Source organism: Nocardia alba NBRC 108234 (assembly GCF_001612665.1).
Lineage (GTDB): Bacteria > Actinomycetota > Actinomycetes > Mycobacteriales > Mycobacteriaceae > Nocardia > Nocardia alba.
In genome coordinates, this window is record NZ_BDAX01000025.1 from 33514 (window position 1) to 45340 (window position 11827).

The following is an 11827-nucleotide window of genomic DNA, read 5'->3' on the forward strand; positions in this document are numbered from 1 at the left end:
GGACATGCTTGCTCGAAATGCCGAATCTCTCTATTGGATCGGCAGATACGTCGAGCGCGCCGACGATACAGCGCGCATCCTGGACGTGGCGGTGCATCAACTGCTGGAGGACGCCACCGTCGACGCGGACCGCACCTCGCGCGTGCTCCTGAAGGTGCTCGGGATCGAGCCGCCCGAAGGTCTTCGCCTCGACGTGTGGTCGGTGACCGATCTCGTCGCCTACAGCCACGACCACGGCGTCTCGATCAGTGACTCCATCACCAAAGCCCGCGAGAACGCCCGCGGCGCACGCGAAGTCACGTCGAGTGAGATGTGGGAGTGCCTCAATGCCACCTACAACGGCATGGCCGCGGCGGAGCGGGCGGCGCGCGGTCTCGGCCCGCACGAGTTCTTCTCCTACATCAAGGGCCGGGCGGCGATGTTCACCGGACTGACCGACTCGACGCTGAGTCGCGACGACGGCTATCGCTTCCTGCTGCTCGGCCGGTCCATCGAACGGGTGGACATGATGGTGCGCCTGCTGCTCTCGCGTGCCGGCGACAAGACCTCCTCGCCCGCCTGGGTGACGGTGCTGCGCTCGGCGGGCGCGCACGACACCTACCTGCGCACCCATCGCGGCGCTCTCGACGCCGCCAGGGTCGCCGAGTTCATCCTGATCGACCGCCTGTTCCCGCGTTCGGTGTTCCACACGCTGCGCGTCGCCGAGGACTGCCTGACCGAGCTCGATCAGCGGCCGGGCAGTCGCGTCGGCGCGCGGCACGAGGCGCAACGAGTGCTCGGACGTGCGCGCAGCGAACTCGAGTTCCTGCCGCCGGGCGTGTTGTTGGAAGATCTGCAGAGTCGCTTGCTCGCGCTGCAGAAATCGTGCCGTGAGCTCAGTGAAGCCGTGTCACGACAGTATTTCCATGCCGCCCCGTGGGTGGCGTGGACCGATGTGCGCAGCAAGCAGGACGGCCGCGTGCAGGTTGAGGGAGAGCTATGAGTTGGCGGATCAGAGTGGTGCACACCACCGGTTATGTCTACGACGCGCCGGTGACGCGCTCGTTCAACGAGGCCAGGCTCACCCCGCGCGCCGACAGCAGACAGAACGTGATCCTCAATCGCGTCGAAACCGTGCCCGCCACAAGGGCCTATCGCTACACCGACTACTGGGGCACCGCGGTCACCGCTTTCGACCTGCACGCACCACACACCGAGCTCGAGGTGACCGGGTCATCGGTGGTCGAGACCGAACCGTTCGCCGAGCCCACCGAGGAACTGAGCTGGGACGAACTGCAGGGCGGGCGCGTCATCGATCGGTTCGACGAAATGCTCAGTCCCACCGCGTATGTGCCGCGTGATCGCAAACTGTCGACGGTGGCGCGCCAGCTCTCACGCGGCGAGGAGCCCGCCAAGGCGGTGGTGCGCGCGGCCGAGTGGGTGCACAAGGAGATGGACTACATCGCGGGCACGACCTCGGTACACACCTCGGCGCTGGAGGCCTTTGCCGAGCGCCGTGGCGTGTGCCAGGACTATGCCCACTTGACGCTGGTGTTGTTGCGCAGCATGGGAATTCCCAGTCGCTACGTGTCCGGCTACCTGCATCCCAAGCCCGGCGCGGCGATCGGTGAGACGGTGGCCGGCCAGTCGCACGCGTGGATCGAGGCGTGGACCGGGCAGTGGTGGGGCTATGACCCGACCAACAATCTCGCCGTCAACGAGCAGCACGTATCGGTCGGCGTCGGTCGTGACTACGCCGATGTGCCGCCGTTGAAAGGCGTGTTCTCCGGCGGCGGCTCGACGGATCTCGAGGTCGTTGTGGAGGTCACCCGGCTCGCGTAGTGTCCGAGAGGCTCGTGCGGACCCCGCTCGCCGCGGGGGTCGATTCCTCCCGGAGAGGTGGCACCGAATGTCTCCCACTGCACAGGAACTCGTCGAAATCGACGTCGTCCCCCGATCGAAGAAGTGGGCGGCCGAGGGACTCGGCACCTTCATCCTCGTGATCTGTGGCGTCGGCACGATGGTGCTGGCGGGCGATCGGGTCGGCCCGCTCGGTGTCGCCTTCGCCTTCGGGCTTTCGCTGATGTTCCTGGTCTACGCGATCGGGCCGATCTCGGGTTGTCATGTCAATCCGGCTGTCACGCTCGGGCACATGCTGCTCGGGCGGATCAGCGCGGTCGGCGCGGTCGGCTATGTGATCGCCCAACTGGTCGGCGCGTTCCTCGCCGGACTCGTGCTGTTCGCGCTGGCGAACAACCTGCCCGCCTACGACCGCCAGGTGGACGGTCTCGGCGCCAACGGCTGGGGCGCGCACAGCCCGTCGGCGGTGACCGGGCCGCTCGGTGAGGTGGTGGTGCAGAACGGGTACGGCTTGGCGGCCACCATCATCATCGAGGTGATGCTCACCGCGCTGCTGGTGTTCGTGGTGTTGGCCTCGACCGATCAGATCTCCGACGTGCCACTGGCCGGACTCTCGATCGGCGTCACGCTCACGGTGATCTACCTGGTCTCGCTGCCGGTGGACAACACCTCGGTGAACCCGGCGCGCAGCCTCGGCGTCGCGCCGTATCAGGACGGGGCGATGGGACAGATCTGGGCGTTCATCGTGTTCCCGCTGATCGGCGGGGCGCTGGGCGCACTGCTCTACAGCCTGATCTTCGGCCGCTCGAAGGACGTGCACTCCTAGCCACGATTCCCGTTCAGCTCCAGCTGTATTCGGCCACCAGCCGGTGCGCGACCAGGTCGAAGGTCTTGCGCTCGACGATCGCGCCCTCGCGCCGGATGCCGTCCTCCGGCACGTCGAGTACCCGGTCCAGCCGCACCCAGCTCGGCCTGCCGTCGTGATCCCACGGACCGGAGCCGATGCCCACCCAGTTGCGGTCGTGCGCACGGTCGGCCTTCGACGACAGCATCAGTCCGAGCAACGTCTTGCGGTCGCGTCCGACGACCAGCACCGGTCGGTCCTTGCCGTTGGTCGGGTCTTCCTCGAACGGGACCCAGGTCCACACGATCTCACCGGGATCGGCGCGCCCGTCCAATTGAGGGCAGTAGACGATCTGGCGGGCGCGATGCGCCGTCGGCACGGGTGTCGAGGCCGTCGGGCGCACCGCGACGGCGGGCCCCGGCTTGTTCGCCAGTGCGTCCGCCAGTTTCCCGAGCAGTCGCGGGCCCTGCTTGCGCACGATTTTGGGCCCCTGCTCCTTGGCGATGACGCCGAGCTGCTTGCCGAGACTGTTCCAACTGCTGGCCATCTGTGAAATATAACGCCGACTCGCACTCCGGTGTACTGGTGCGAGTGGTGTAGCTGGGCGGAATGTGTGGTCTGTGCACTGTCGGGTGCACCGGTGGATGGGGTATGGCTGGGGGCATGGGACGATGGGCGCAGTTCGCCTATACCCCGCGAGGAGTGGAGTGGCTTCCAGTTTTGCCGATACGACGTTCACCGATCCGTCCCGGATCCGGAACTTCTGCATCATCGCCCACATCGACCATGGCAAGTCGACCCTGGCCGATCGGATGTTGCAGCTGACCGGTGTGGTCGAGGAGCGGGCCATGCGCGCCCAGTACCTGGACAGGATGGACATCGAGCGCGAGCGCGGCATCACGATCAAGGCGCAGAACGTGCGGTTGCCCTGGCAGGTCGACGGCACCGATTACGTCCTGCACCTGATCGACACCCCGGGCCACGTCGACTTCACCTACGAGGTCTCGCGCGCGCTCGAGGCCTGTGAGGGCGCGATCCTGCTGGTCGACGCAGCTCAGGGCATCGAGGCGCAGACGCTGGCGAACCTGTATCTGGCGCTGGAGAAGGATCTCACGATCATTCCCGTGCTGAACAAGATCGACCTGCCCGCCGCGGACCCCGATCGCTACGCCGCCGAGCTGGCCCACATCGTCGGCTGCGAGCCGGGCGACGTGCTGCGGGTCTCGGGCAAGACCGGCGTCGGCGTGACCGAACTGCTGGACAAGGTGATCGAGGCCGTCCCCGCTCCGGTGGGCGACGCCGACGCACCGGCCCGCGCGATGATCTTCGACTCGGTCTACGACACCTACCGGGGCGTGGTCACCTACATCCGCGTGGTCGACGGCAAGATCTCCCCGCGCGAGAAGATCAAGATGATGTCGACCGGCGCGACCCACGAACTGCTGGAAGTCGGCATCGTCTCACCCGAGCCGAAGGCCACCCAGGGGCTCGGCGTCGGCGAGGTCGGCTACCTGATCACCGGCGTGAAGGACGTGCGCCAGTCGAAGGTCGGCGATACCGTCACCAGCGCCCGCAACGGCGCCACCGAAGCGCTCACCGGCTACCGCGAGCCGCGCCCGATGGTCTACTCCGGCCTGTACCCGGTGGACGGCTCGGACTACCCGGATCTGCGTGACGCGCTGGACAAACTGCAGCTCAACGATGCCGCGCTCACCTACGAGCCGGAGACCTCGGTGGCACTGGGCTTCGGTTTCCGCTGTGGCTTCCTCGGTCTGCTGCACATGGAGATCACCCGCGAGCGGTTGCAGCGCGAGTTCGGACTCGAGCTCATCTCCACCGCGCCCAACGTGGTGTACCGGGTCGAGATGGAGGACGGCACCGAACACGTCGTCACCAACCCGTCGTACTGGCCGGAGGGCAAGTCGCGACACGTGTACGAACCGATCGTGAAGTGCACCGTCATCTCGCCGAGTGAGTTCATCGGCTCGATCATGGAGCTGTGCCAGCAGCGTCGCGGCGAGCTGGGCGGCATGGACTACCTGTCCGAGACCCGTGTCGAGTTGCGCTACACCATGCCGATGGCCGAGATCATCTTCGACTTCTTCGACCTGCTGAAGTCACGTACTCGCGGCTACGCCAGCCTCGATTACGAGGAGGCGGGCGAGCAGGAAGCAGACCTGGTGAAGGTCGACATCCTGCTGCAGGGCGAGGCGGTCGACGCGTTCAGCGCGATCGTGCACCGCGAGGCCGCGCAGGGCTACGGCCACAAGATGACCACCAAGCTGCGCGAACTGATCCCGCGTCAGCAGTTCGAGGTGCCGATCCAGGCTGCGATCGGCGCGAAGATCATCGCGCGCGAGAACATTCGGGCGATCCGCAAGGACGTGCTGGCCAAGTGCTACGGCGGCGATATCAGCCGTAAGCGCAAGCTCCTCGAGAAGCAGAAGGAGGGCAAGAAGCGCATGAAGACCATCGGTCGCGTCGAGGTCCCTCAGGAAGCTTTCGTGGCGGCGCTGTCCTCGGATTCGGACAAGCCGAAGAAGTAGGCGAGCCGAAACAACGACCGCTCAGGCGCCGGTACTCACCGGCGCCTGAGCTATTTCCACCCGCAGCCGGACGCCGCCGAGCGCGCTGCGGCCGAGTTCGGCAGTGCCGGAATGCAATGCGGCCTGCTGGCGAACCAGCGCGAGGCCGAGACCGGATCCGGGAGAGCCGGGGCGTTTGGCGAAACGGTCGAAAGCGGTGGGGGACAGGTGTTCCGGTATGCCGGCGCCGTTGTCGTCGATGGTGATCTCGGCGCCGTCGCCGGTGGCCCGTGCGGCGACCGTGACCTTGCCTGCCCGGCCGTGCAGCACCGCGTTGGCGACCGCGTTGGTCACGATCAGCATGATCCCGCCGGGCAACCCGTGGATCGGAACCGGGTCGCAGGCGGTGAGGGTGATCTCGACGCCGGGATTTCCCCGGCGTGCGTTCTGCACCGCGCGATCGAGGGTCTCGCACAGCTCGAACGGTTCGAACGTGGCGTGATCGGTGAGCTCGCCGACGGCGAGCCGTTCCAGGTCGGTGAGGGTGCGCGCGATCTGGGCTTGCGCGGCCAGCACATCGGTGAGGACGGCGCCGCGCTGGTCGGCGGGTAACTCGGTGCCCGCGAGCACCTGCAGATCGGTGCGCATGGCGGTGAGCGGCGTGCGGAGTTCGTGGGCGCAGACGGCCGCGAAGTCGCGGGCACCGGCCAGGGCCTGCCTGGTCTCGCTGTGCGCGGTCTCGAGGCGCGCCAACATTCTGTTGATGGCGTCGGAGAGTTCTTCGGCTTCCCTGGCGCCGCGGCCGGACAGCGGCGGCAACTCGTCGAGGGTGTCGATCTCGTGGGTCGCGGTGGCGAGCCTGCGCAACGGGCGAGCGGCGAATCCGGCCAGCACCCAACCCAATACGGCGGCGACGAGCACTCCGGCCACCCCGATACCGAGGCCGATCAGCTGGCTGCGGGTGATGGCGGCGTCCACGAGTTCGCGATCGGGATCGAGCCGGACCAGCATCCCGGGCGCGCCCTGGACCTGGGCGAGCGCGTCATCGGGTGGGGCGCTGGCGATCACGATGCCACGTTCGCGCGGTATCGCGGTGGCGGGCGGCGGGAACGGGGCACCGGGTTCGGGAGGTGCGGGTGGCTGCCCTGGGGTGCCGTCGTATCGTTGCGCGATCTGCACGCGCATGCTGGATACGGTCTGATCGAGCTGGCTGGTGCCTGTCACCTTCAGCAGCGCGCCGTAGGTGAGTCCGAGGGTGACCGCGACCAGCGCGGCCACCGCCGCCGACACCAACGCGACCCGGACCCGCAACGACCACGAGGCCTTCACGGCTGATCCCGCAGCACGAACCCGACGCCGCGCACGGTGTGCACCACCCGCGCGACCCCGTCGGCCTCGAGTTTGCGTCGCAGGTACGAGACGAACACATCGACCACGTTGGTGTCGGTGCTGAAGTCGTAACCCCAGACGCTCGACAGGATCTGCTCGCGCCCGAGCACGATTCCGGCATTGCGCGCCAGCATCGCGAGCAATTCGAATTCCCGCTTGGTGAGGTCGACCGGTGCCGAGCCCGCGTGGACCCGGTGCCCGGTCAGCTCGATCACGACCTCGCCGACCTGGATCGTGTCGGCCGACGGGGCAGCGGTGACCGGTCTGCGTCGCAACAGCGCGCGCAGCCGCGCGACCAGTTCGCCCAGATCGAACGGCTTGGTCAGATAGTCGTCGGCTCCACGCTCTAGTGCGGCGATCCGGTCGGTGACCGCGCTGCGCGCGCTGAGGACACAGATGGGGATGTCGTTGCCCATCGCGCGCAGGGCGGTGACCACCCCGACGCCGTCGAGTTCGGGCATGTTCACGTCGAGCACCATGGCGTCGGGAGCGGCGGATCCCACCAGGGAGAGTGCGCGAGCGCCGTCGGGCGCGGTGATCACCTCGAAGCCGGAGAGCTCGAGGCCGCGCCGCAGTGACGCGAGCACGCGGACCTCGTCGTCGACGACCAAGATCTGCTGTCCCGTCATGCACTCACCCTAGTGTTTTCCGTTGTTCGCGCTGGTCAGAACGGTTGTGCGGGCTGGGTATCGGCGGAGCCGGTCGCCGGTGCCGGGACCACATCGGCGAAGCCGCCGGGCGCGGGGACGACGGTGCGCTCGCCGTCGGAGTGGATCCGCTGGCATTGCGCGGGACCGTCCAGCGGCGGCGCGGGGTTGCCCGGGGCCGCGCGCTCGATGTGGATTCTGCCGGATTCCTGGCCACCGGGAGCGGTGCGTTCGATCCGAACACCGGGCACGGCGGGCAGCGGGGGCAGTTCGGGGAGATTCTCGCCGCCCGGCGCGGTGCAGATGATGGTGGTCGCCCGGCCGTCGTCGGGGCGCTCGCCCGGGTCGGCGGACGCGACGCCCGTCGCCGTGGCGGTGATCACCGCGGCGCCGCCGAGCAGTGCGGCGGCCTTGACACGGTGACGAGTGGAGAGTGCGGTCATGATCTGGCTCCTGACTGTGCGTTTCGCCGACCCTTTCGGTCGACCGCACCGACGCTAGGGCGCCGATCTTCACGCTCCGTTGAGCAATCGTTAGAGTTCTCTGGGGATCGACGGCCCCTGATTCCTCGGGCTCGCCGAAAGGTGTTGCTCGCCATAAGGTGAGCGGGTACCAACCGGCCTGCACGAAATGACAGGCCTACGTCCGGGAAATAGTGTTGGATGGGCCTCACTTCGCCGCTGGTCTGTGGTGGGGAACCACAGCGATGCGAGTGTTGGAGCTTTGATGACGCGTGATCTGCCTTTCGATGACGGTGCCGCGCGCGCAGAGGGGTCGGAGGGGTCGGACACTGCCTACCGGATCGCCAACGGCGTAGCCCGGGTGGCCAGGGCGGGCGCCTACGTCACCGGTGGCGCGTTGGTCGCGGCCAACGGAACCCAGCGCGAACCGGGCACCAGCAACGCCGACAGCCGGTATGCGGGCTGGTCGCAGCAGACTGTCCCCAGCGATCCGAGTCCGGACGCACCGAGTCCGATCGTGACGTTCCCCGACCTGGCCGCTGAGCTTCCGCCGCTCCCGGTAGTACCGCACGCACCCGTTTTCGCGCCGCCGAATCCCGTTGCCTCGATGGTCGCGGCGCCCGATGAATCCGTCGGGCGCCCAGAGACTCCCGACTCCGACGGTGACGAGTCGTCGAGCGGCCTCGGCATTCCCGGCTACGGGTACACGCAGGCCGGATCCGACTACCACGACACTCAGAACCCGCTACCCGGTGCCACCCCGGACCCTGGCTTCGACCTGCCCGGTTTCGACGGTCTGCCCGGCGACGGCGGTTTTCCCGGGTTCGACCTCCCCGGCACTGGCAACGGTCTGCCCGGTTTCGACGGTCTGCCGGGCGGCGGCATCGGCATTCCGGGCTTCGACGGTCTGCCCGGCCACGGCTTCGGCATCCCCGGCTACGACAGTGTCGGTCTGCCCAACGGCAATCTCCCCGGTGCGCACGCCCCCGGCGGCATGTTCGACGGGATCGGCAACCTCGACGGCGCGTTCGACGGTTTCGCCGGCATGTTCGACGGCGTCGGCGCGATGGTGACCACCGACTGGCAGGTCGACGTCCACGTCGGGCTCGACGGGGTGTGGGCCACCTCGCAGATGAAGCTCGATGTGCAGGTCGGCCAGGTCGGCGACCAGCTCGACGACTACGGCCAGTGGCTCGGTGGCGGCCTGAAGGTGCCCGGCGACACACCGTCCGGGTCCGGTCTCGGCACCTCCTCGTCCGCCGGCACCGGCACCTCCTCGTCGGGCGCTCCCGGGCTGCCCGGCTCGTCGTCCTCCGGCCTCGCGCTGCCGGGCACGCCCGCGCCCGCTCCGGCACTCGCTGCCCCCGCCGCTCCCGTGGCGGCGACACCGTTCGCCGCGGCTCCCGCGCAGGCTCCGGCCCCGGTTGCCCCCGTGCCCGCGCCGATCGCCCCGGCGGCGCCCGCGCCGGCCGCGTTCAACCCCGTGGTCAGCACGCCGTTGCAGACCACCATCCAGCCCGATGCGGCCTCCACTCCGATCGCGAATGTGTTCGGAAACCACGCCCCTTCGCCGCTGACCGCGCCCGCGGCCTCGCTGTTCACCCCGCCCGCGCCGACGAAACCCGTTGTGCTGCCCGAGGTCTCCGGTGGCGGTCACACTCCGACGACCGTGCCGGTGCCGGTGCCGTCCAAGATCCCGACGGTCGACCTCGACACCCCGACGACGGTGAAGGTGCCCACGGTCACGGTCCCGACCGTGCCCGAGATCACCAAGGTCCCGATCACCGTGCCGACGACCGGTCAGACCGTGCCGCCGAAGCCGACCACTCCCGACGACGACATCACCACCAAGCCGGGTACCAGCACCGGCGTCACGACCCCCTCGACCGGCGGGAGCACACCGACCGTCGACGTGCCGAGCCCGACCACCCCCCACCCGACCCCTTCGGTGCCGACCCAGCAGCCGACGGCGCCGACGAAGCAGCCGACGGTCGACATCGATCCGCCGACCAAGCAGCCGACCGTCGACATCGATCCGCCGACGGTCCACGTCCCACCGCCGGTCACCGTGGCGCCGACCGTCGTGCCGGTGAAACCCCCGGTCATCGAGACCAAGCCGATCGCCGCCGAGTTCGACCACCACGACAGCGGCTACCATGGCGTTTCGGCTGGATTGTTCGATCCGGGCATGGGTGGCGGCGATGTGCTCGCCGCCGCGTTTCCCATCGAGCACCACGGGTATGACTTCGTGGTCTGACACGACGATTTCGGCCGTGTCGATGTGACGAGAGTGAGGGACAGGTGTCTGCCGCAGCCGGACTGCAGACCGCGACGGTGAAGCATCCGGATGTGATGGCTCCCGTTGTCGCGCTGGTCGACGAACTGCGGGAACTGGTCCGCTCGGGCGGGCGCAACGACCTCGACGCCCGTCTCGGCATGGTGCGGGCCAGGCTCAGCGATCCGCGGGTCAGGATCGTCGTCGTCGGTGAACCGCAGGCGGGGATGAGCACGCTGGTCAACAGCATGGTCGGGTCCCCGGTCAGCGCCACCGAGGGCAAGCCGAGCGTGCCGGTGATCGTCGAATACGGCCAGGCGCCGAAGGCGACACTGGTGAAATCGGCGCCGGGTGGCCGGGTCGAACGGGTGCAGGTCGACCCGCTGAATCCGCTGCCCGCGCTGACCGCGCTCGGGGTGTTGCGTGCGGAGTTCGCCGAGCCGAGTGGGCTGCTGGCCGACGGGCTCGTCGTCATGGACGCGCCCGGCGCGACCGCGCACGAGGCGGCCGCCTGGTCGATGATCGCCGCCGCCGATGTGGTCCTCTACGCCACTGATTGCGCCGCCGAACTCACCGAGGCGCAGCTGGATTACCTGCGCCGGGTCGAGCGGGTGTGTCCGTCGGTGGTCTGTGTGCTCACCAAGATCGACCGCAATCCGCACTGGTCGCTCACCCAGCGACGCAATCGCGCGCTGCTCGACGGTGCCGGGCTGAACTTCGCGGTGGCTCCCGTCTCCGGCCTGCTGCATCGCGAGGCCGCCGAGCGCGGTGATCAGCAGCGCGATGCCGAGTCGGGCGTGCCCCAGCTCATCGATCATCTACGGGAATATGTTGTCGCCCAGGCTGATTCGGTGGCGGTGACGGCCGCGGCGCGCGATATCGCGCTGATCACCGACCAGCTCACCGTGACGCTGCGGGCCGAGGCGGACACGCTGCGCGACCCACGCAGGCGCGCCGAGATCACCCAGCGCCTCGCCGCCGCCCGCACCGCCGCCGACCAACTGCGCCAGCGCACCGCCACCTGGCAGGTCACCCTGGTCGACGGCGGTTCCGAGCTCAGCGCCGACATCGAACACGATCTTCGGCACCGCTTGCGCACGCTGGTTCGCGAGGCGGAGGCCGAGATCACCCGCACCGATCCGGCCCACAAGTGGTCCGATTTCGCCTCTGAACTGGACGCGCGGATCTGTGAGGCGGTCGAGGAGAACTTCGTGATGGCGCACTACCGTGCCGTCGAGCTCACCGAGCAGGTGGCCTCGAAGTTCCCGCCCGACAACCGAACCCCGCCGCTACCCGAACTGCGGCTGACCAATCCCGGTGAGGTGCTCGAGCCGGTGCAGCCGCTGGAGCCACTCGAAAGCGCCAAGGCCGGTGTGGGACAGCAGTTGCTCACCGCGCTGCGCGGTTCCTACGGCGGCATCCTGATGGTCGGTCTGGCCACCAGCCTGCTCGGGATGTCGCTGGTGAACTGGTATTCCGCCGGCGCGGGCGTGCTGCTGGGTGTGAACGCGCTGTGGGACGACCGCAAGAACCGCAAGCATCGCAGGCAGGCCGAGGCCAAGGTGGCCGTCGCGCGGCTGGCCGACGACGTGATCTTCCAGGTGGGCAAGGAATCGCGCAACCGTCTGCGCTCCCTGCAACGGGTGCTGCGCGATCACTACACCGAGATCGCCGCCGAGGTGGGCCGCACCGCCGACGAAGCCCTGCGGGCCGCCGAGGAGACCGGCCTGCGCTACGGCGACCACCGGGAACTGCGCATCACCGAGATCGACGCGGGCCTGCGCACGGTGGCCGAGCTGCGTGAACGCGCCGAACGCCTCGCCCGCTGACCAGGCGAGGCGGCCGCT

Annotated in this window: 10 protein-coding genes; 6 read left to right on the forward strand and 4 right to left on the reverse strand. The window is 68.6% G+C overall.

The window, feature by feature from the left end:
• Positions 1–4 precede the first annotated feature (4 nt).
• The 3 genes from NA12_RS24935 to NA12_RS24945 all read left to right on the forward strand — a co-directional run bounded on the left by NA12_RS24935 (position 5) and on the right by NA12_RS24945 (position 2665).
• Positions 5–982, forward strand: a complete 978-nt coding sequence (locus NA12_RS24935) for an alpha-E domain-containing protein (protein ID WP_067456169.1) — start codon at positions 5–7, stop codon at positions 980–982.
• On the forward strand, positions 979–1821 hold the full coding sequence (locus NA12_RS24940; protein WP_067456172.1) for a transglutaminase family protein: 843 nt from the start codon (positions 979–981) through the stop codon (positions 1819–1821). The genes NA12_RS24935 and NA12_RS24940 overlap by 4 nt, the downstream gene beginning before the upstream one ends.
• A 67-nt stretch (positions 1822–1888) precedes the next feature.
• A complete protein-coding gene (locus NA12_RS24945) occupies positions 1889–2665 on the forward strand; it encodes an aquaporin (RefSeq protein WP_067456174.1) in 777 nt (258 codons plus the stop codon).
• Positions 2666–2678: 13 nt separating this feature from the next.
• Here NA12_RS24945 and NA12_RS24950 read toward each other — a convergent pair whose 3' ends face one another.
• Positions 2679–3230 (reverse strand): type II toxin-antitoxin system PemK/MazF family toxin, encoded by a 552-nt coding sequence (locus NA12_RS24950; RefSeq protein WP_067456177.1) that lies wholly within the window; start codon positions 3228–3230, stop codon positions 2679–2681.
• 124 nt (positions 3231–3354) lie between these two features.
• Here NA12_RS24950 and lepA point away from each other — a divergent pair, with 124 nt between their 5' ends.
• Positions 3355–5229 carry a translation elongation factor 4 gene (gene lepA, locus NA12_RS24955; RefSeq protein WP_067456180.1) on the forward strand — a complete coding sequence of 625 codons (1875 nt, stop codon included), beginning with the start codon at positions 3355–3357 and terminating at the stop codon, positions 5227–5229.
• A gap of 21 nt (positions 5230–5250) precedes the next feature.
• Here lepA and NA12_RS24960 read toward each other — a convergent pair whose 3' ends face one another.
• Genes NA12_RS24960 through NA12_RS24970 form a run of 3 tightly spaced genes read right to left on the reverse strand, consistent with a single transcriptional unit; the run spans position 5251 to position 7687 of the window.
• Positions 5251–6537, reverse strand: a complete 1287-nt coding sequence (locus tag NA12_RS24960) for a HAMP domain-containing sensor histidine kinase (protein WP_067456183.1) — start codon at positions 6535–6537, stop codon at positions 5251–5253.
• A complete protein-coding gene (locus NA12_RS24965) occupies positions 6534–7226 on the reverse strand; it encodes a response regulator transcription factor (protein ID WP_067456185.1) in 693 nt (230 codons plus the stop codon). Before NA12_RS24965 ends, NA12_RS24960 begins: the two co-directional genes overlap by 4 nt.
• A 35-nt stretch (positions 7227–7261) precedes the next feature.
• Complete coding sequence (locus NA12_RS24970; RefSeq protein ID WP_067456188.1) at positions 7262–7687, reverse strand: hypothetical protein; 426 nt, start codon at positions 7685–7687, stop codon at positions 7262–7264.
• Positions 7688–7970: 283 nt separating this feature from the next.
• Here NA12_RS24970 and NA12_RS24975 point away from each other — a divergent pair, with 283 nt between their 5' ends.
• Both NA12_RS24975 and NA12_RS24980 read left to right on the forward strand, forming a co-directional pair.
• Entirely contained in the window at positions 7971–9962 is a 1992-nt protein-coding gene (locus NA12_RS24975; RefSeq protein WP_067456191.1) for a hypothetical protein, read from the forward strand.
• Positions 9963–10006: 44 nt separating this feature from the next.
• Complete coding sequence (locus tag NA12_RS24980; protein ID WP_165914863.1) at positions 10007–11809, forward strand: P-loop NTPase family protein; 1803 nt, start codon at positions 10007–10009, stop codon at positions 11807–11809.
• Positions 11810–11827 lie beyond the last annotated feature (18 nt).

Excerpts from the sequence above, each read along its gene's own strand:
- NA12_RS24965 (WP_067456185.1), bottom strand. The coding sequence starts at position 7,226 with ATGACGGGACAGCAGATCTTGGTCGTCGACGACGAGGTCCGCGTGCTC.
- NA12_RS24940 (WP_067456172.1), top strand. The coding sequence starts at position 979 with ATGAGTTGGCGGATCAGAGTGGTGCACACCACCGGTTATGTCTACGAC.
- NA12_RS24975 (WP_067456191.1), top strand. The coding sequence starts at position 7,971 with ATGACGCGTGATCTGCCTTTCGATGACGGTGCCGCGCGCGCAGAGGGG.
- NA12_RS24970 (WP_067456188.1), bottom strand. The coding sequence starts at position 7,687 with ATGACCGCACTCTCCACTCGTCACCGTGTCAAGGCCGCCGCACTGCTC.
- NA12_RS24950 (WP_067456177.1), bottom strand. The coding sequence starts at position 3,230 with ATGGCCAGCAGTTGGAACAGTCTCGGCAAGCAGCTCGGCGTCATCGCC.
- lepA (WP_067456180.1), top strand. The coding sequence starts at position 3,355 with ATGGGCGCAGTTCGCCTATACCCCGCGAGGAGTGGAGTGGCTTCCAGT.
- NA12_RS24945 (WP_067456174.1), top strand. The coding sequence starts at position 1,889 with ATGTCTCCCACTGCACAGGAACTCGTCGAAATCGACGTCGTCCCCCGA.
- NA12_RS24935 (WP_067456169.1), top strand. The coding sequence starts at position 5 with ATGCTTGCTCGAAATGCCGAATCTCTCTATTGGATCGGCAGATACGTC.